Source organism: Streptomyces galbus (assembly GCF_005280195.1).
Taxonomy (GTDB): domain Bacteria; phylum Actinomycetota; class Actinomycetes; order Streptomycetales; family Streptomycetaceae; genus Streptomyces; species Streptomyces galbus.
The window spans coordinates 220,500-240,240 of sequence record NZ_SZPR01000031.1 but is presented as its reverse complement, the minus strand read 5'-3'; the positions used below and the strand labels follow the sequence as shown (position 1 = coordinate 240,240).

Sequence of the window (19,741 nt, the reverse complement as noted above, 5' to 3'; positions counted from 1 at the left end):
CATGTCCAAGCACACGCTCTCCGTCCTGGTGGAGAACACGCCGGGCATCCTCGCCCGGATCGCCGCCCTGTTCTCCCGGCGCGGCTTCAACATCGACTCGCTCGCGGTCGGTGTCACCGAGCACCCCGACATCTCCCGCATCACCATCGTGGTGAGCGTCGACGACCTGCCGCTGGAGCAGGTCACCAAGCAGCTCAACAAGCTCGTCAACGTGCTGAAGATCGTCGAACTGGAGCCGTCACAGGCCGTCCAGCGCGAACTCGTTCTGGTGAAGGTGCGCGCCGACAACGAGACGCGCTCCCAGATCGTCGAGATCGTCCAGCTGTTCCGCGCCAAGACCGTGGACGTCTCCCCGGAGGCCGTGACCATCGAGGCCACCGGCAGCAGCGACAAGCTGTCCGCCATGCTCAAGATGCTGGAGCCGTTCGGCATCAAGGAGCTCGTCCAGTCCGGCACGATCGCGATCGGCCGCGGTGCCCGTTCGATCACGGACCGCTCGCTGCGCGCGCTCGACCGGTCCGCCTGAGAACACCTCCGGGCGGCCGGCGATCACCGGCCGCCCGGATACCGAGACCCCCGAACCTCCCCTCCCCCCGCCGTCATACGGTGGGACGCAACACCCGTACCCAAGGAGTGAACGCAAAGTGGCCGAGCTGTTCTACGACGCTGACGCCGACCTGTCCATCATCCAGGGCCGCAAGGTCGCGGTCATCGGCTACGGCAGCCAGGGCCACGCCCACGCCCTGTCGCTGCGCGACTCCGGTGTCGACGTGCGGGTCGGCCTGCACGAGGGCTCCAAGTCCCGGGCGAAGGCCGAGGAGCAGGGCCTGCGCGTGGTGACCCCGGCCGAGGCCGCCGCCGAGGCCGACGTCATCATGATCCTGGTGCCGGACCCGATCCAGGGCCAGGTCTACGAGGAGTCCATCGCCCCGCACCTGAACGACGGCGATGCCCTGTTCTTCGGCCACGGCTTCAACATCCGCTTCGGGTTCATCAAGCCCCCGGCCGGCGTGGACGTCTGCATGGTCGCCCCCAAGGGCCCGGGCCACCTGGTGCGCCGCCAGTACGAGGAGGGCCGCGGCGTCCCGTGCATCGCGGCCGTCGAGCAGGACGCCACCGGCAACGCCTTCGCGCTGGCCCTGTCGTACGCCAAGGGCATCGGCGGCACCCGCGCCGGCGTCATCAAGACCACCTTCACCGAGGAGACCGAGACCGACCTGTTCGGTGAGCAGGCCGTCCTGTGCGGTGGTACGGCCGCGCTGGTCAAGGCGGGCTTCGAGACGCTGACCGAGGCCGGCTACCAGCCGGAGATCGCCTACTTCGAGTGCCTGCACGAGCTGAAGCTGATCGTGGACCTCATGTACGAGGGCGGCCTGGAGAAGATGCGCTGGTCGATCTCCGAGACCGCCGAGTGGGGCGACTACGTCACCGGCCCGCGGATCATCACCGACGCCACCAAGGCCGAGATGAAGAAGGTCCTCGCGGAGATCCAGGACGGCTCCTTCGCGCAGCAGTGGATGGACGAGTACCACGGCGGCCTGAAGAAGTACAACGAGTACAAGCGGCAGGACTCCGAGCACCTGCTGGAGACCACCGGCAAGCAGCTCCGCAAGCTGATGAGCTGGGTCGACGAAGAGGCGTGAGCCTCGGGTGACGGGGCCGGAGCGGACCGCTCCGGCCCCGTTGTCCAACCCGTCGCATCACGGACGGGTGATCCTTCCGCAGAGGCGCAGGACGCGCACCGCCGCGCCACTACACTGCCGTACTACATACGCGTCAGGCCCACAGCGTCGTGCGTCTCCACGCGGCTAGCCCCTCCACCGCCTGCGGCCGTCGGGACGGCCGTCCGCATTGCATCTGTGAGGACTCACGTGAGCTCGAAACCTGTCGTACTCATCGCTGAAGAGCTGTCGCCCGCGACTGTGGACGCCCTCGGCCCGGACTTCGAGATCAGGCACTGCAACGGAGCGGACCGAGCCGAACTGCTCCCGGCCATCGCCGAGGTCGACGCCATCCTGATCCGCTCGGCCACCAAGGTCGACGCCGAGGCGATCGCCGCGGCCCGCAAGCTGAAGGTCGTCGCACGGGCCGGCGTCGGCCTGGACAACGTCGACGTCTCCGCCGCCACCAAGGCCGGCGTGATGGTCGTCAACGCGCCGACCTCCAACATCGTGACCGCCGCCGAGCTGGCCTGCGGTCTGATCCTCGCCACGGCCCGCAACATCCCGCAGGCCAACGCCGCGCTGAAGAACGGCGAGTGGAAGCGCAGCAAGTACACGGGCGTCGAGCTCGCCGAGAAGACCCTCGGTGTCGTGGGTCTGGGGCGGATCGGCGCCCTCGTCGCGCAGCGCATGTCCGCGTTCGGCATGAAGGTCGTCGCCTACGACCCCTACGTGCAGCCCGCGCGCGCCGCCCAGATGGGCGTCAAGGTGCTGTCGCTGGACGAGCTGCTCGAGGTCTCCGACTTCATCACCGTCCACCTGCCCAAGACCCCCGAGACGGTGGGCCTCATCGGCGACGAGGCGCTGCGCAAGGTCAAGCCGAGCGTGCGCATCGTCAACGCCGCGCGCGGCGGGATCGTCGACGAGGAGGCGCTGTACTCGGCGCTGAAGGAGGGCCGCGTCGCCGGCGCCGGCCTCGACGTGTACGCCAAGGAGCCCTGCACCGACTCCCCGCTGTTCGAGTTCGACCAGGTCGTGGCCACCCCGCACCTCGGCGCGTCGACCGACGAGGCGCAGGAGAAGGCCGGCATCGCCGTCGCGCGGTCGGTGCGCCTCGCGCTCGCCGGCGAGCTGGTGCCCGACGCGGTGAACGTGCAGGGCGGTGTCATCGCCGAGGACGTCAAGCCGGGCCTGCCGCTCGCCGAGCGCCTCGGCCGGATCTTCACCGCCCTCGCGGGCGAGGTCGCGGTCCGCCTCGACGTCGAGGTGTACGGCGAGATCACCCAGCACGACGTGAAGGTGCTGGAGCTGTCCGCGCTCAAGGGTGTCTTCGAGGACGTCGTCGCCGAGACCGTGTCCTACGTCAACGCCCCGCTGTTCGCGCAGGAGCGCGGCGTCGAGGTCCGCCTGACCACCAGCTCGGAGTCGGCCGACCACCGCAACGTCGTCACCGTGCGCGGCACCCTCGCGGGCGGCGAGGAGGTGTCGGTCTCCGGCACGCTGGCCGGCCCGAAGAACGTCCAGAAGATCGTCGCCGTCGGCGAGTACGACGTGGACCTGGCGCTCGCCGACCACATGGTGGTGCTGCGCTACGAGGACCGTCCCGGCGTCGTCGGCACCGTCGGCCGCATCCTCGGCGAGGCGGGCATCAACATCGCCGGCATGCAGGTCGCCCGCGCGGCGGTCGGCGGCGAGGCGCTGGCGGTGCTCACCGTGGACGACACGGTGACGCCCGGTGTGCTGACCGAGGTCGCGGCGGAGATCGGCGCCACGTCGGCCCGCTCGGTGAACCTGGTCTGACCCACCCCGTCCCGGACGCCGGGCGGACCGAGGCCCGTCCTCGGACCGCCCGGCGTCCGGCGTTCCCGGCCCGATCGACGAGACACCCCCTACAGCCGGGCCGCCTTGAGCGCCATGTGCAGCAGCAGGCGGTCCTCGCCGTCGTCGAGGTCGAGGCCGGTGAGCTGCTCGACGCGGGACAGGCGGTAGTAGAGGGTCTGGCGGTGGATGCCCAGCGCGGCGGCCGTGCGGCCCGCCTGGCCCGCGCCGTCGAGGTAGACCTCCGCCGTGCGGGCCAGTTCCCGGTGGGCCGGGGTCAGCAGCGGGGCCACCGCCGGGTCGCGGGGCGCGTCCGCGGGCAGGCGGGTCAGCAGCCGGTACGGGCCGATGCCGGACCACTCGGCGACCGGGCCCAGCCGGGGCTCGGCCAGGGCGGCGCGGGCCGCGGCCGCGGCCTGGGTCCAGGACGCGCCCAGACCGGCCAGGCCGGTGCCCGGCTCGCCGACGCCGGCCGCGCGGGCCCCGGACCCGAGCAGCCGGTTCGCCGCCGTCACCGCCGGGGTCCGCACGTCCGCCGAGCGCAGCCGCACCAGCACCGCGAGGCTCTGGCCGGCCGCGCCCCACGGCACGGTGCACAGCGCGGTGGCGTGCGGCACCGTCCGCACCGACGGCGCGTCGTCCGGGTCGGCCGACGGCCAGGGCGCGACACAGACCAGCGTGTGGGGGCCGTCCGCGCGGGGCCCGAGGGCGGTGCGCAGCTCGGCCACCGCCATGTCGCGCTGCCAGCCCGACCCGGCGGTCAGCACCGCCCGCAGCTCGCGCGTCAGGTCGGCCCCGTGCTGCACCTCGTCGGCGAGCAGCGCGCCGATCCGCGCCGTGACCTCCATCGCGGCGGCGAGCTGCGCGTCCGAGGGGCCCGGCTCGGAGTCCAGCAGCCAGACGTAGCCGAGGACGACCCCCCGGTGGCGCACCGGCAGGCAGATCCGCCCGCGGTACACCCCGGCCTCCGGGGTCGGCGGGATGCGCACCGGGCCGGTGGCGCGGGTGATGCCGAAGCCCTCGAACCAGGCCCGGACGGCGGCCGTGGAGCGCCGGGTGAGGATCGAGCGGGTGCGGACCGGGTCGAGCGCCGACGGGTCGAGGTCGTCCTCGCTGTCGTAGGCGCCGAACGCGATCAGCTCGAAGTCGCGGTTCTCCAGGGTCGCGGGGGCGCCGAGCAGCTCGGAGATCTCGTCGACCAGCTCCTGGTAGTCACCCCTGTACTCGGACGTCACCCCGGTATTGTCCCGCACACCGGCAGCCTCTTCATACATCTGTCTGAGAACTCCGGCACGGATGCGTGACAGCTGTCGATGGCCCAGGATCGGAGGGATCCTTAGGTTTCACGGTGGTTCTCCGTGCCGTGGCCGCCCTGTCGGCCGACGGCCCCCTGATGCACGTTCGATGGAGGTGCCCCGTGCTGGGTCCCGTGATTCTCGCCGCGTCGCGCAGCGACCGGATGCGACGCCTGATCTCGGCGGCCCCGGTGACCAAGCAGGTCGTCGACCGCTTCATCCCGGGCGAGACGGTGGACGACATCGTCCCCATCGTGGAGGAGCTGACGGCCAAGGGCCTGGAGCTGACGATGGACGTCGTCGGCGAGGACATCACCACCCCGGAGCAGGCCTCGGCCGCCCGGGACGCCTACCTGGAACTGATCGAGCGGATCGCGCCGCTCGGCCTCGGCGACAAGGTCGAGATGTCGGTGAAGCTCTCCATGTTCGGCCAGGCGCTCGACGGCGGCCACGAGCTGGCCCTCGCCAACGTCCGCCCCGTCGTGGAGGCCGCCGCCGCGATCGGCACCACCGTCACGCTCGACGCCGAGGACCACACCACCCTCGACTCGATGTTCGCCATCCACGAGGAGCTGCGGAAGGACTTCCCGCAGACCGGCTGCGTCATCCAGGCGTACCTCTTCCGCACCGAGGCCGACGCCCGCCGCCTGGCCGAGGCCGGCAGCCGGGTCCGCCTGGTCAAGGGCGCCTACAAGGAGCCCGCCGAGGTCGCGTACCAGCAGAAGCACGAGATCGACAAGGCGTACGTCCGGGTCCTGCGCATCCTGATGGAGGGTGAGGGCTACCCGATGATCGGGTCCCACGACCCGCGGCTGATCTCCATCGCCCAGGAGCTGGCCCGGCGCGCCGGCCGCAAGCTCGACGAGTACGAGTTCCAGATGCTGTACGGCATCCGCGGCGAGGAGCACCTGCGGCTGGCCGCCGAGGGCCACCGCATGCGCGTCTACACCGCCTACGGCACCGACTGGTACGGCTACTTCATGCGCCGTCTCGCGGAGAAGCCGGCGAACCTGCGCTTCTTCGCCCGCTCGATGGTCAGCAAGGGCTGAGCCCGCACCGCACCCCCGCTCGCAACACCGCTCACGCAAGGAGTTACGGAACCCATGGACGCTGTGACCCAGGTCCCCACCCCCGTCAACGAGCCGGTGCACGGCTACGCCCCCGGCTCGCCCGAGCGCGCCCGCCTGGAGGCGAAGCTCAAGGAGCTGGCCGACAACCCGATCGACCTGCCCTGCACCATCGGCGGCGAGAAGCGCATGGGCGGCGGCGAGCCCTTCCAGGTGGTCCAGCCGCACCATCACAAGGCCGTCCTCGGCACGCTGCGCCACGCCACTCGGCAGGACGCGCAGGACGCGATCGACGCGGCCCTCGCCGCCGCGCCGGCCTGGCGCGCGCTGTCCTTCGACGACCGCGCCGCGATCATCCTGCGCGCCGCCGAGCTGCTGGCCGGCCCCTGGCGCGAGACCATCGCCGCCTCGACCATGCTCGGCCAGTCCAAGACCGCCCAGCAGGCCGAGATCGACAGCCCCTGCGAGCTGGTCGACTTCTGGCGGTTCAACGTCCACTACGCCCGCCAGATCCTCGCCGAGCAGCCGCCGGCGAACTCCCCGGGCGTGTGGAACCGCCTGGACCACCGCCCGCTGGAGGGCTTCGTCTACGCGATCACGCCGTTCAACTTCAGCGCGATCGCGGCCAACCTGCCCACCGCCCCCGCGCTGATGGGCAACGTGGTGGTCTGGAAGCCGTCCCCGACCCAGACCCACGCGGCCGTCCTGCTGATGGAGCTGCTGGAGGAGGCCGGGCTGCCCAAGGGCGTCATCAACCTCGTCACCGGCGACGGCATCGAGGTCTCCGAGGTCGCCCTGCACCACCGCGACCTGGCCGGCATCCACTTCACCGGCTCCACCAAGACCTTCCAGTACCTGTGGAAGACGGTCGGCGAGAACATCGAGACGTACCGCTCCTACCCGCGCCTGGTCGGCGAGACCGGCGGCAAGGACTTCCTGGTCGCCCACCCGTCGGCCGACCGCGCGGTGCTGAAGACGGCCCTGACCCGGGGCGCCTTCGAGTACCAGGGCCAGAAGTGCAGCGCCACGTCGCGGGCGTACATCCCGGCCTCCATCTGGAACTCCGGTTTCAAGGAGGAGTTCGCCGCCGAGGTCGACTACCTGACCATGGGCGACGTGACGGACCTGTCCAACTTCCTGGGCGCCGTCATCGACGAGCGCGCCTTCGCCAAGAACAAGGCGGCCATCGACCGCGCCAAGGACGACCCGTCCTGCACGATCGTCGCGGGCGGCAGCTACGACGACTCGGTCGGCTACTTCGTGCGCCCGACGGTCATCGAGTGCACCGACCCGGAGAACGAGGTGTTCACCACCGAGTACTTCGGCCCGATCCTCGCCGTGTACGTCTACGAGGACGAGAAGTACGACGAGATGCTGACCCAGATGGAGTCGGTGTCCGCCTACGCCCTCACCGGTTCGGTCGTCGCCAACGACCGCGCCGCCGCGGCGTACACGATGGAGAAGCTGCGCTACGCGGCCGGCAACTTCTACATCAACGACAAGTCCACCGGCGCCGTGGTCGGCCAGCAGCCCTTCGGCGGCGGCCGCGCCTCCGGCACCAACGACAAGGCGGGCGCCCCGCAGAACCTGATGCGCTGGACCCTCACCCGCGCCATCAAGGAGACGCTGGTCCCGCCGACCGACTACGGCTACCCGCACATGGGCTGAGCCCGGCCGCGCCCCGCACGGGCCGGGACCGACCTCCGGGTCGGGCCCGGCCCGTCGCCGTCTCAGATAGTAGGAAGTCCGAGTAATTGTGCAGACAGACCGAGGGCCGTCGCTTAGCTTTGTAGGAGCCGAACGTCTCGCTCGACCCAGCGAATGGCGGTCGTGAGCCGGGCCCCGTGCAGGCAACCCCTGCGGCCCCCGCTCCCCGCCCTTTCCGGCGTCTCGAACACCCTCCCGTGCACAGCGCACTCCCGGATGCCGAAGGAGCCGACGACCATGGCCGAGACGACCGCCCGCCGCCGAGTCCGCCACCTCTCCCGTACGAGCGAGTCCGACCGCAAGAACGCCGCCGCCGCGCTGCAGCGCGCCCTGGACCGGCGGGACAACGGCGGCGAGACCGGGCACTGAGCCTGGCGGCAGCCCGTCTGCCGCCCCCCCCACGAGCCGGGAGCCGCCTCCCCGCGGGGTGCGGCGCGGCGTCCGACGGGACTCAGACCCCGCGCCGCACCTCGAAGTGGTCGACGCGCCCGCCGTCCGAGGCGAGCGCCGAGACCGTCAGCCGCGGCGCCGGACCGGGCTCCGCCTCCACCGACAGCAGCGAGAACCCGCGGTAGCGCACCCGGGACCACGTCACGGTCTCCGGCGCGGACCGCCCGCCCCTGGTCCAGTGGAAGGTGCCGATCGCGTCGCCCTCGCGCTCGTGCCCCTCGTAGCTCTCCGGCGCGTCCGCCGCGAAGCCGTACAGGTCCCGGCCGCCGCCGCCCGCCGTGACGTACACCGTGCCGTCCCGCCGCGGGTCCGTGCTGCCGCCGACCGGCACCACCCGCCCCACCGCGCCGTCCCTGAGCGCGTCCGTCCGCTCGTAGACGTGGTTGTGCCCGTTGACCACCAGGTCCACCGTGTACCGCGCGAACAGCGGCACCCACTGCGCGCGCACCCCGCCGTCCGAGGCGTGCGCCGACGTCGAGTACGCGCAGTGGTGGAAGAAGACGACCACGAAGTCGACGCCGTCCGCCTCCCGCAGCCCCTTCAACGTGCGGTCCAGCCACGCCGTCTGACGGCCCTGCGTGTACCCGAGGTTCGCGGGGATCTCGTACGACACGTCGTTGGCGTCCAGCGCCACGACGCCGACGTTGCCGTAGGTGAACGCGTACACGCCGGGCGCGGTGCGCGGGTCGAAGCCGGTGCCGGGCAGCGAGAAGCGGGCCAGGTGGCCGCCGTAGCCGTCGGGGGAGTACCACGCCTCCATGTCGTGGTTGCCGGTCGTCACCATCCAGGGGACGCCGCGGGCCACCGGCTCGTTCTGCCGGAAGAACGGGTCCCAGGCCGTCGGGTCGTAGGCGTCCGACGTCCGGCCCTGCCCGCTGCCGTCCGCGTAGCAGAGGTCGCCCGCGTGCAGGTGGAAGGCCGGGCGGCGGTCCAGCAGCAGGGAGTCGTTGGCGGCGGCCGCCCCGCCCACGCCCTGGTCCCCGAAGGCGGTGAAGGTGAAGCGCTCGGGGCGGGCCGGGGCGGTGCGGAACGAGGCGAGGCCCGCGCGGTGCTCCGGGTCGGCCGGGTCGTACCCGTCGTGGCCCACGCCGTAGTGGTACGTCGTGCCCGGCAGCAGGTCGTCCAGCGCCACGTGCAGGTAGTACTGCTCCACGGCGGGGCGTTCGCCGGCCACGCCCGGGGTGTGCAGCGCGCGCACCTCCGCCCCGATCCGCTCGCCCAGGCCGTCGGGGCGGGCACCGAGCCGTACGAACGGCCGGTCCACCGGCGCGGGCACCTGCCAGGAGATCCGCATCGACGTGCGCGGGTCACCGCCGAAGGCGAGGTGCCGGCCGAACGGCGCGACCGCGCCGCCGGGGGCCTTGTCGGAGGAGGAGCCGGCCGGGGCCGTCACCGCGGTGCGGACGGCGGCCGTGCGCGCCGGGGTGCCGGACGCCGAGCAGCCCGTCAGCAGCCCGCCCGCCACCGCGCCCGCCGTGACCAGCGTGCGGCGGGGGACCAGGCGGGTGTTCAGGTACTCGTGACGCTCGGCCGTGCTCCGCATGGGCCCTCCCGGGACTCGTGTCGAGCGAACACCCTTCCCCGCTCCGGCCGCCGTGGGGAACCGCCGTCCGGGGGTACCGCAGGCCCCCCGCGTGTCCGGATGGCGGACGACCCGTGTCATCCCATGGGACGAGGGGTAGGGTGCTCGCCATGTCGGCAAGCTCTCGCATCCTCAATCTCGCAGTGATCCCCGGTGACGGCATCGGCCAGGAGGTCGTGGCCGAAGGGCTCAAGGTCCTCTCCGCCGTCCTCCCGCAGGATGTGAAGCTGGAGACCAAGGAGTACGACTTCGGCGCCCGGCGCTACCACGCCACCGGTGAGACCCTCACCGACGCCGACCTCGACGCCCTGAAGCGGCACGACGCCATCCTGCTCGGCGCGATCGGCGACCCCTCGGTGCCGTCCGGCGTCCTGGAGCGCGGCTTCCTGCTCAAGCTTCGCTTCGCCTTCGACCACCACGTCAACCTGCGCCCCTCCAAGCTGCTGCCGGGTGTCGCCACCCCGCTGGCCGGCGAGCCGCAGATCGACTTCGTCGTGGTCCGGGAGGGCACCGAGGGCCCGTACACCGGCAACGGCGGCACCATCCGCCGGGGCACCGAGCACGAGGTCGCCACCGAGGTCTCGGTCAACACCGCCTACGGCGTCGAGCGCGTCGTCCGTGACGCCTTCGCCCGCGCCCAGGCCCGCCCGCGCAAGAAGCTGACCCTCGTCCACAAGAACAACGTGCTGACCTTCGCCGGTCACCTGTGGACGGACGTCTTCCACCGGGTCGCCGCGGAGTACCCCGAGGTCACCACCGAGTACATCCACGTCGACGCCGCCACCATCTACCTGGTCACCCAGCCCGAGCGGTTCGACGTCATCGTCACCGACAACCTCTTCGGCGACATCATCACCGACCTCGCCGCGGCCGTCTCCGGCGGCATCGGCGTCGCCGCGTCCGGGAACATCAACCCGAGCGGCGCGTTCCCGTCCATGTTCGAGCCCGTGCACGGCTCGGCCCCGGACATCGCCGGCCAGGGCAAGGCCGACCCCACCGCCACGGTCCTGTCCGTCGCCCTGCTGCTGCGCCACCTCGGCTACGAGGCCGAGGCCACGCGCATCGAGGACGCCGTCTCCGCCGACCTCGCGGAGCGCGCCGGGCAGCCCGCCCGCAGCACCGCCCAGATCGGCGACGCGCTCGCCGTACGCGTAGCCGGCTGACCCGCCGCGCTGCACACGAGAGCCGTCGGGTCGCTTCCGCACCCGGCGGCTTTCCGTATGCGGTCCCGGGTGCCACCATCAACCCCTGGGCCGCTTCACCCTTCACCCCGATTCCTTCCGCCCCGGCATCCGCGCGATAATCGAACGCGGAGCCGCGACATGAGGGAATGCTCGGACGTCCTACCACCGGCCGACACGGTCGTGCGGGGCATGAGCGCGGCCCGTCACGACAACCGGTGAAGGACAACCACTCATGACGACGCCCACGATCGAGCTCAAGCCCTCCGCCAGTCCGCTCTCCGCCGCCGAGCGCGAGGCGATCCTGGCCAACCCCGGGTTCGGCCGCCACTTCACCGACCACATGGTGACGATCAAGTGGACCGAGGGCCGGGGCTGGCACGACGGCCAGCTCGTTCCGTACGCGCCGATCCCGCTCGACCCGGCCACCCACGTCCTGCACTACGCCCAGGAGATCTTCGAGGGGCTGAAGGCCTACCGCCAGCCCGACGGCTCGGTCGCCACCTTCCGCCCGGACCAGAACGCCCTGCGCTTCCAGCGGTCCGCACGCCGCCTGGCGATGCCGGAGCTGCCGGTGGAGACGTTCATCGAGGCGTGCGACGCGCTGGTCGCCCAGGACAAGGACTGGGTGCCCGCGCACGGCGGCGAGGAGTCGCTGTACCTGCGGCCCTTCATGATCGGCACCGAGGTCGGCCTGGGCGTGAAGCCGGCCAACGAGTACCTGTTCCTGGTCATCGCCTCGCCGGCCGGCGCGTACTTCCCGGGCGGGGTGCGCCCGGTGTCCATCTGGGTCTCGGAGGACCGCGTCCGCGCCGTCCCCGGCGGCATGGGCGACGCCAAGACCGGCGGCAACTACGCCGCCTCCCTGCTCGCCCAGGCCGAGGCCGCGGCCAAGGGCTGCGACCAGGTCTGCTACCTCGACGCGGTCGAGCACCAGTGGGTCGAGGAGCTGGGCGGGATGAACCTGTACTTCGTGTACGGCGACAGGATCGTCACCCCCACGCTGACCGGCTCCATCCTGGAGGGCGTCACCCGTGACTCCCTGCTCAGCGTCGCCCGCGACCTCGGGTACCGGGCCGAGGAGGCCCGCGTCTCCGTCGAGCAGTGGCAGCGCGACTCCGAGAACGGCACCCTCACCGAGGTGTTCGCCTGCGGTACGGCGGCCGTGATCACGCCCGTCGGCACGGTCAAGCGCGCGAGCGGCGAGTGGCAGCAGGGCGGCGGCGAGCCCGGCGAGGTGACCCTGCGGCTGCGCGACGCGCTGCTCGACATCCAGCGCGGCACCGCCGACGACAAGCACGGCTGGATGCACCGGCTGGCCTGACCCCGGCACGGCGGGGCCCGGGCAGCGGTACGGGATCAGCCCCGGCCGCGCCCGCCCGGCTCGGCCGGCAGTGCCGCGGACCCCGACGCCCCGGCCCCGGACCCCTCCCCGAGGGACTCCGGGGCCGCCGTGCGGGCCGACGTCCGCGTCGACAGGGCGTACGCCGTCCCGCCCACCAGCCCGGACAGCAGGAAGCTGCAGTCCACCCCGCCCGTCAGCCCGAGCAGCGGGCCCTGGTACGACGGCAGCGACACCGCGAGCACGCCCACCACCGCGCCCAGCGCCCAGCTCGCCGTCGCGGGGACGTGCCAGCCGCCGGTGAACCAGTAGATCCCGCCGCGGGCGCGGCGGTTGAACACCTGGAGGGCGTCCGGGTCGTAGACGCCGCGGCAGCGCACGGAGCCGATGCGGGTGATCACCGCCCACGGGGTGCCGATCGCGGTGAGCAGCAGGACGAAGGAGGTCATCGCGTCCTGCGCGCGGGAGGCGAAGTGGCCCACGAAGACGCAGGCCGTGGCGACGACGGCGACGGTGCAGGTGGCCCGGGCGCGCGAGGCGCGGGGCAGGATCGCGTCGAGGTCGAGGCCCATCGAGTACAGCATCAGGCCCGCGTTGCCGACCGAGCCCGCCGAGGCGGCCAGCAGCAGCGGGACGAGGTACCAGGCGGGGGAGGCGTCGACCAGCGGGCCGGCGTAGTCGAGGGACGCGCGGGCCGCGTAGGCGGTGAAGGTGCCGAAGAGCTGCGGCACGAGCAGGCCGAGGAGCAGGCCGAGCCAGGTGGCCTGCAGCACGCGCCGGGGGGAGTGGCGGGCCGGTGAGATGTAGCGGGTGTAGTCGCCGAGCAGCGTGATGAACGCGATCGGCCCGGACAGCCCGGCGGCCACCGCCGACAGGAACCAGGTGGGCCAGTAGCCCCCGAGCAGGTAGCCGCCCGCCCCCGGCAGCGCGGCGGTGGTGAAGTGCGGGGCGTAGGCGAGCACCCCGAGCGCCAGCAGCGCGGTCATGCCGACGGCCAGCACCCGGGACATCGCCAGCAGCACCCGGTAACCGTAGACGGCGCCCGCGACGGTCGCCGCCGCGAGCAGCCCGTAGACCACGGCGTACGACACGGCGTCGGCGGGGAGGCCGGCCAGGCGGCCGAGGACGCCGACCACCACGTCCCCGCCGATCCACACGGTCAGCGCGGTGTAGCCGAGGGCCAGCAGCAGGCCCACCACCGAGCCGACCAGGCGTCCGCGCACCCCGAACTGGGCGCCGGAGGAGGTGGACAGGTTGGTCGCGGTGCGCAGCGAGATCAGCGCCAGCGGCGCGGTGAGGGCGGTGCCGACGACGGTGCCCGCCACGATCGAGGTGAGCGAACCCCACCAGTCGAGTCCGAAGGACGCGGGCAGCCAGCCGAAGACGATCACGCCCAGACAGAGGTTCGAGCCGAGCAGGATCGACACCAGGTCGCGGGGACCGCTGGTGCGTTCGTCCTCGGGGACGGTGTCGACTCCGCGCTGTTCCATCGGCATGCTGGTCTCCCTCGGTTAGAACGACGTTCAATGTGATAGCTGCGCCATGCCGACGTCAACCTTTCGTCGAGGGATTTTCATGTTTAGAGTGATGTTCTAAATGGAGGGAGTGACATGCGGCTGACCCCGACCGAACGCGACCGGCTGCTGCTCTTCGGCGCCGCCGAGCTGGCCCGGGCCCGCCGGGCCCGCGGGCTCCGGCTGAACGTCCCCGAGGCGACGGCGCTGATCGCGGACACCGTGTGCGAGGCCGCCCGCGACGGCGCCCGGCTCGCGGAGGCGATCGACCGCGCCCGGCGCGTGCTCGGCCCGGACGACGTCCTGCCGGGCGTCGCCGACGTCGTCACCGAGGTGCACGTCGAGGCCGTCTTCGACGACGGCTCACGGCTGGCCGTGGTCTCCGACCCCATCGGCGGCTCGCTCGGCGACGGTGCCCCCGGGGCCCTGCTGCCCGGCCCCGAGCACGCCGAGCCGGAGGCGGCCGTGCGGCTCACGGTCACCAACACCGCCCCGGTGCCGGTCTCCGTCACCTCCCACTTCCACTTCTTCGAGGCCAACCCGCGCCTCGACTTCGACCGCGCCGCGGCCTACGGGATGCGGCTCGCCGTGCCCGCCGGGTCCTCGGTGCGGTTCGGGCCCGGCGAGACGCACGAGGTCGGCCTCGTCCCCCTCGGCGGCGCCCGCGTCGCCATCGGTTTCGCCGGCCTCGTCGACGGCCCGCTCGACGCCCCGGGCGCACGGGAGGAGGCCCTGCGACGGGCGGCGGCGTGCGGCTACCTGGGCGCCGGGCCCGGTCCCCGCCCCGACGCCGCACCCGGCGACCGCCCCGACGCCCACCCCCGCGAGGAGGACCCGCGATGAGCCGTCCCGGAGGACACCCCGCCGAGGCCCGCCGCCTCACCCCCCACGAGTACGCGGCCACCCACGGCCCCCGGGCCGGGGACCGCATCCGGCTCGGGGACTCGGGACTCGTGGTCCGCGTCGAGTCCGACGCGCAGCACCACGGCGACGAGTTCCTCGCCGGGTTCGGCAAGACGGCCCGCGACGGGCTGCACCTGAAGGCCGCCGCCGTGCGCGAGACGTGTGACGTGGTGATCAGCAACGTCGTCGTGATCGACGCCGTGCAGGGCATCCGCAAGGTCTCCATCGGCATCCGCGAGGGCCGGATCTCCTCGATCGGCCGGGCCGGCAACCCCGACACCCTGGACGGCGTGGACGTCGTCGTGGGCACGGGCACGTCCATCGTGTCCGGCGAGGGCCTGATCGCCACCGCCGGGGCCGTCGACACCCACGTCCACCTGCTCTCCCCGCGCGTCATGGAGGCGTCCCTGGCCTCCGGGGTGACCACGATCGTCGGGCAGGAGTTCGGCCCCGTCTGGGGCGTCGGCGTCAACTCGCCCTGGGCGCTCCGGCACGCGTTCAACGCCTTCGACGCCTGGCCCGTCAACATCGGCTTCCTGGGCCGGGGCTCGTCCTCCCACGAGGCGCCGCTCGTCGAGGCGCTGGCCGAGGGCGGGGCGAGCGGCTTCAAGGTGCACGAGGACATGGGCGCGCACACCCGGGCCCTGGACACCGCGCTGCGCGTCGCCGAGGAGCACGACGTCCAGGTGGCCCTGCACAGCGACGGGCTGAACGAGTGCCTGTCCGTCGAGGACACCCTGCGCGTGCTGGAGGGCCGCACCATCCACGCCTTCCACATCGAGGGCTGCGGCGGCGGACACGTCCCCAACGTGCTGAAGATGGCGGGCGTGCCGAACGTCATCGGCTCCTCCACCAACCCCACCCTGCCCTTCGGCCGGGACGCGGTCGCCGAGCACTACGGCATGATCGTCTCCGTCCACGACCTCAAGACCGACCTGCCCGGCGACGCCGCCATGGCCCGCGACCGCATCCGCGCCGGCACCATGGGCGCCGAGGACGTGCTGCACGACCTGGGCGCCATCGGCATCACCTCCTCCGACGCCCAGGGCATGGGCCGGGCCGGCGAGACGGTCCGTCGCACCTTCGCCATGGCCGGCAAGATGAAGGCCGAGCTCGGCGCCCCGGCCGGCGACGACAACGACCGCGTCCTGCGCTACATCGCGAAGCTGACCGTCAACCCGGCCATCGCGCACGGCCTGGCCCACGAGGTCGGCTCCATCGAGGTCGGCAAGCTCGCCGACCTCGTGCTGTGGCGGCCGGAGTACTTCGGCGCCAAGCCGCAGCTCGTCCTGAAGTCCGGCTTCCCGGCCTACGGCGTCACCGGCGACCCCAACGCCGCCACCGACACCTGCGAACCCCTCGTCCTGGGGCCGCAGTTCGGGGCGCACGGCGCCACCCCCGCCGACCTGTCCGTGGCCTTCGTCGCCCGCGCCGCCGTGGACCAGGGCCACGACACCCTGCCGACCCGGCGCCGCCGGGTCGCGGTCCGCGGCACCCGCGGCATCGGACCGGCCGACCTGCGCCGCAACTGCCGTACCGGGCAGGTCGACGTGGACGGGCGCACCGGCCTGGTCACCCTCGACGGCGAGCCGCTGCGCTCCGAACCCGCCGAGTCCGTCTCCCTCAACCGCCTCTACTTCCTCTGAGGATCGCCGATGTCCGCTGCCGCCGACGGTTTCCGCATGCCCGCCGAATGGGCCCCCCACGAGCGCACCTGGATGGCCTGGCCGTCCCCCAACCCCACCTTCGACGACCCCGCCGGACTCGCCGCCGCGCGCGATGCCTGGGCCTCGGTCGCCCGTGCCGTACGCCGCTTCGAACCCGTGACGGTGGTGTGCGGCCCCGGACAGTCCGCCGGGGCGCGCGAGGTGCTGGGCGAGGGCGTCGACACCGTCGAACGGGACCTGGACGACGCCTGGATGCGGGACATCGGGCCCACGTTCCTCAGCAACGGACGCGAACTCGCCGCCGTCGACTGGACGTTCAACGGCTGGGGCGCCCAGCACTGGGCCCGCTGGGAGCACGACGCGAAGATCGCCGCGCACGTCGCCGACCTCACCGGGGCCCGCACGTACGCCTCGGCGCTGGTCAACGAGGGCGGCGCGATCCACGTCGACGGCGAGGGGACCGTCCTGCTCACCGAGACGGTGCAGCTCGGGCCCGAGCGCAACCCGGGCTGGACCCGCGAGCAGGTCGAGGCGGAGATCCACGGCCTGCTCGGCACCCGCAAGGCGATCTGGCTGCCCCGCGGCCTGACCGGCGACTACCCCCCGCACGGCTTCGGCACCCTCGGCCACGTCGACATCGTGGCCGCGTTCGCCCGCCCCGGCGTCGTCGTCGCCCACCACCAGCCCGACCCGGCGCACCCCGACCACGAGGTGACCCGGGAGGTCATCGGCCTGCTGCGGGCCCAGACCGACGCGCGCGGACGCCGGCTGGAGGTCGTGGAGGTGCCCGCCCCCGCCACCCTGGAGGCCGACGGCCACTGGGCCGACTACTCCTACATCAACCACTACCTCTGCAACGGCGGCGTCGTGCTGTGCGGCTTCGACGACCCGCGCGACGAGATCGCGGCCGGCATCTTCCGCCGGCTGTTCCCCGAGCGCACGGTGACCCTGGTCGACGCCCGTACGATCTTCTCCGGTGGCGGTGGCATCCACTGCATCACGCAACAGCAGCCGAGGATCTAGGGGGCAGCGCATGGCCGGTGGGCGCAGACAGGCGCCGCCCCGCGAGGAGGTCCTCGCCGCGGCCATGGCGATGATCGCCGAACGCGGCCTGGAGCGGCTCACCATGGCCGCCCTCGGCCGCGAGGTGGGCATGAGCAGCGGCCACCTGCTCTACTACTTCGGCTCCAAGGACGAGCTCCTGCTGCGCACCCTGGAGTGGAGCGAGGGCCGCCTGGGCGCCGAGCGCGCCCGCCTGCTGGCCCGCCCCGGCACGGCCCGCGACCGCCTCGCCGCCTACGTCGACCTGTACGTCCCCGACGGCCACCGCGACCCGCACTGGACGCTCTGGCTGGAGGTCTGGAACCGCTCGCAGAACGCCGATGCCGAGTCGGCCGCCCGCGAGCGGCAGGCCGCCATCGAGGGCGCCTGGCACCGCGACCTGGTGGCCCTGCTCGCCGAGGGCGTCTCGCGCGGCGAGTTCCGCGGCGTCGACCCCGACCGGTTCGCCGCCCGGCTGCGCGCCCTGCTCGACGGCTTCTCCATCCACGTGGCGATCGGCCTGCGCGGCACCGACCGCGCGCAGGTGCTCGCCCACGTCCACGCGTTCCTGGACGACGCGCTGTTCGCATCCTGAGACGGACGGTGAGCTGCCGGGCGGCCTGTGCCAGACTGCCACCGTGCTCTCGTTCGCCATGATTATTGGCAGCAGGCGCGCCGGTCCGCAGTGACCGCCTCGTACGACCAGGTACGAGAGCGGCCACCGTCGCCTCGACCCGCGCGCAGACCTCTCGCACCCGCGAGAGGTTTTTCGCTTTTCTGGCCCACCCGCAGCCGGGAGCGAGAGCGCGCGGGAGCATGGGGGCGGTGGAGCCGGTCATTCCGGTAGACCGAGATCCGACATCAGGAGCCTTCAGACCATGACCGAGACGGCAACCAGCGAGCTCGACGACGCCTTCCACGTCTTCGACACCACCCTGCGCGACGGTGCCCAGCGCGAGGGCATCAACCTGACCGTCGCCGACAAGCTCGCCATCGCACGGCACCTGGACGACTTCGGCGTCGGCTTCATCGAGGGCGGCTGGCCCGGCGCGAACCCCCGCGACACCGAGTTCTTCGCCCGCGCCCGCGCGGAGATCGACTTCCGGCACGCCCAGCTCGTCGCCTTCGGCGCCACCCGCCGGGCCGGCGCGACGGCCGCAGAGGACCCGCAGGTCAAGGCGCTCCTGGAGTCGGGCGCCCCGGTCGTCACGCTGGTCGCCAAGGCGCACGACCGGCACGTGGAACTCGCCCTGCGCACCACGCTCGAGGAGAACCTGGAGATGGTCCGCGACACCGTCTCCCACCTGCGCGCCCAGGGCCGCCGGGTGTTCGTCGACTGCGAGCACTTCTTCGACGGCTACCGCGCCAACGCCGAGTACGCCAAGGCCGTCGTGCGGGCCGCCGCCGAGGCCGGCGCGGACGTGGTCGTCCTGTGCGACACCAACGGCGGCATGCTCCCCGCCCAGGTCCACGCCGTCGTCTCCACCGTCCTCGCCGACACCGGGGCCCGCCTCGGCATCCACGCCCAGGACGACACCGGCTGCGCGGTCGCCAACACCCTCGCCGCGGTCGACGCGGGCGCGACCCACGTGCAGTGCACGGCGAACGGCTACGGCGAGCGCGTCGGCAACGCCAACCTCTTCCCGGTGGTCGCCGCGCTGGAGCTGAAGTACGGCAAGAAGGTGCTGCCCGAGGGCCGGCTGCGCGAGACCACCCGGATCTCCCACGCCATCGCCGAGGTCGTCAACCTGACGCCCTCCACCCACCAGCCCTACGTCGGCCTGTCCGCCTTCGCGCACAAGGCGGGCCTGCACGCCTCCGCCATCAAGGTCGACCCGGACCTGTACCAGCACATCGACCCCGAGCAGGTCGGCAACACCATGCGGATGCTGGTCTCCGACATGGCGGGCCGCGCCTCGATCGAGCTCAAGGGCAAGGAGCTGGGCATCGACCTGGGCGACGACCGCGAGCTGGTCGGCCGGGTCGTCGAGCGCGTCAAGGAACGCGAGCTGAAGGGCTACACCTACGAGGCGGCCGACGCCAGCTTCGAGCTGCTGCTGCGCACGGAGGTCCAGGGCGGCCGTCCGCTGCGCTACTTCGAGGTCGAGTCCTGGCGGGCCATCGTCGAGGACCGCCCCGACGGCACCCACGCCAACGAGGCCACGGTCAAGCTGTGGGCCAAGGGCGAGCGCATCGTCGCCACCGCCGAGGGCAACGGCCCGGTCAACGCCCTGGACCGGGCCCTGCGGGTGGCGCTGGAGAAGATCTACCCCCAGCTCGCCAAGCTGGAGCTGGTCGACTACAAGGTCCGCATCCTGGAGGGCAAGCACGGCACCTCGTCCACCACGCGCGTCCTGATCTCCACGTCGGACGGCACGGGGGAGTGGTCCACGGTGGGCGTCGCGGACAACGTCATCGCCGCCTCCTGGCAGGCCCTGGAGGACGCCTGCACCTACGGGCTGCTGCGCGCCGGGGTCGAGCCCGCCGAGTAGCCCGCGCCCGGGCGGCCGGCG

At 72.7% G+C, this 19,741-nt stretch carries 16 protein-coding genes; 13 read left to right on the top strand and 3 right to left on the bottom strand.

Going from position 1 to position 19,741, the window contains the following annotated elements; all coding sequences use genetic code 11:
- Window position 1: 1 nt before the first annotated feature.
- The 3 genes from ilvN (at window position 2) to serA (ending at window position 3,461) form a co-directional block, all read left to right on the top strand.
- Window positions 2–526 (top strand): acetolactate synthase small subunit, encoded by a 525-nt coding sequence (gene ilvN, locus E4U92_RS31735; RefSeq protein ID WP_067238881.1) that lies wholly within the window; start codon window positions 2–4, stop codon window positions 524–526.
- Window positions 527–644: 118 nt separating this feature from the next.
- Window positions 645–1,643 (top strand): ketol-acid reductoisomerase, encoded by a 999-nt coding sequence (gene ilvC / locus E4U92_RS31730; RefSeq protein WP_137303876.1) that lies wholly within the window; start codon window positions 645–647, stop codon window positions 1,641–1,643.
- 228 nt (window positions 1,644–1,871) lie between these two features.
- Window positions 1,872–3,461: a phosphoglycerate dehydrogenase gene (gene serA, locus E4U92_RS31725; protein ID WP_137303875.1), complete on the top strand. Its 1,590-nt coding sequence runs from the start codon at window positions 1,872–1,874 to the stop codon at window positions 3,459–3,461.
- 89 nt (window positions 3,462–3,550) lie between these two features.
- Here serA and E4U92_RS31720 read toward each other — a convergent pair whose 3' ends face one another.
- Window positions 3,551–4,753, bottom strand: a complete 1,203-nt coding sequence (locus tag E4U92_RS31720; protein WP_174864095.1) for a PucR family transcriptional regulator — start codon at window positions 4,751–4,753, stop codon at window positions 3,551–3,553.
- 143 nt (window positions 4,754–4,896) lie between these two features.
- On the opposite strand from E4U92_RS31720, the gene E4U92_RS31715 reads away from it, so the two are divergent.
- From E4U92_RS31715 to E4U92_RS37100, 3 genes are all read left to right on the top strand, one after another.
- Window positions 4,897–5,823: a proline dehydrogenase family protein gene (locus tag E4U92_RS31715; RefSeq protein ID WP_137303873.1), complete on the top strand. Its 927-nt coding sequence runs from the start codon at window positions 4,897–4,899 to the stop codon at window positions 5,821–5,823.
- Between the two features lie 54 nt (window positions 5,824–5,877).
- Window positions 5,878–7,509, top strand: coding sequence for an L-glutamate gamma-semialdehyde dehydrogenase (gene pruA, locus E4U92_RS31710; protein WP_137303872.1), 1,632 nt, complete (start codon window positions 5,878–5,880; stop codon window positions 7,507–7,509).
- Between the two features lie 276 nt (window positions 7,510–7,785).
- Window positions 7,786–7,917, top strand: a complete 132-nt coding sequence (locus tag E4U92_RS37100) for a hypothetical protein (RefSeq protein ID WP_137303871.1) — start codon at window positions 7,786–7,788, stop codon at window positions 7,915–7,917.
- A gap of 82 nt (window positions 7,918–7,999) precedes the next feature.
- Here E4U92_RS37100 and E4U92_RS31700 read toward each other — a convergent pair whose 3' ends face one another.
- Window positions 8,000–9,541 (bottom strand): purple acid phosphatase family protein, encoded by a 1,542-nt coding sequence (locus tag E4U92_RS31700; protein WP_137303870.1) that lies wholly within the window; start codon window positions 9,539–9,541, stop codon window positions 8,000–8,002.
- A 149-nt stretch (window positions 9,542–9,690) separates the two neighbouring features.
- On the opposite strand from E4U92_RS31700, the gene E4U92_RS31695 reads away from it, so the two are divergent.
- Together E4U92_RS31695 and E4U92_RS31690 are read left to right on the top strand one after the other, a co-directional pair.
- Window positions 9,691–10,743: a 3-isopropylmalate dehydrogenase gene (locus E4U92_RS31695; RefSeq protein WP_137303869.1), complete on the top strand. Its 1,053-nt coding sequence runs from the start codon at window positions 9,691–9,693 to the stop codon at window positions 10,741–10,743.
- 253 nt (window positions 10,744–10,996) lie between these two features.
- Window positions 10,997–12,085 (top strand): branched-chain amino acid aminotransferase, encoded by a 1,089-nt coding sequence (locus tag E4U92_RS31690; protein ID WP_137303868.1) that lies wholly within the window; start codon window positions 10,997–10,999, stop codon window positions 12,083–12,085.
- 35 nt (window positions 12,086–12,120) lie between these two features.
- Here E4U92_RS31690 and E4U92_RS31685 read toward each other — a convergent pair whose 3' ends face one another.
- Window positions 12,121–13,599: a cytosine permease gene (locus E4U92_RS31685; protein WP_137303867.1), complete on the bottom strand. Its 1,479-nt coding sequence runs from the start codon at window positions 13,597–13,599 to the stop codon at window positions 12,121–12,123.
- A gap of 114 nt (window positions 13,600–13,713) precedes the next feature.
- On the opposite strand from E4U92_RS31685, the gene ureA reads away from it, so the two are divergent.
- The 5 genes from ureA (at window position 13,714) to cimA (ending at window position 19,720) form a co-directional block, all read left to right on the top strand.
- A complete protein-coding gene (gene ureA, locus E4U92_RS31680) occupies window positions 13,714–14,460 on the top strand; it encodes an urease subunit gamma (protein WP_229863012.1) in 747 nt (248 codons plus the stop codon).
- Window positions 14,457–16,166 (top strand): urease subunit alpha, encoded by a 1,710-nt coding sequence (locus E4U92_RS31675; RefSeq protein WP_137303866.1) that lies wholly within the window; start codon window positions 14,457–14,459, stop codon window positions 16,164–16,166. Before ureA ends, E4U92_RS31675 begins: the two co-directional genes overlap by 4 nt.
- 9 nt (window positions 16,167–16,175) lie before the next feature.
- On the top strand, window positions 16,176–17,210 hold the full coding sequence (locus E4U92_RS31670) for an agmatine deiminase family protein (RefSeq protein WP_137303865.1): 1,035 nt from the start codon (window positions 16,176–16,178) through the stop codon (window positions 17,208–17,210).
- Between the two features lie 10 nt (window positions 17,211–17,220).
- Window positions 17,221–17,823, top strand: coding sequence for a TetR/AcrR family transcriptional regulator (locus tag E4U92_RS31665; protein WP_137303864.1), 603 nt, complete (start codon window positions 17,221–17,223; stop codon window positions 17,821–17,823).
- Window positions 17,824–18,106: 283 nt separating this feature from the next.
- Complete coding sequence (cimA, locus tag E4U92_RS31660) at window positions 18,107–19,720, top strand: citramalate synthase (protein ID WP_137303863.1); 1,614 nt, start codon at window positions 18,107–18,109, stop codon at window positions 19,718–19,720.
- The last annotated feature ends 21 nt before the right edge of the window (window positions 19,721–19,741 follow it).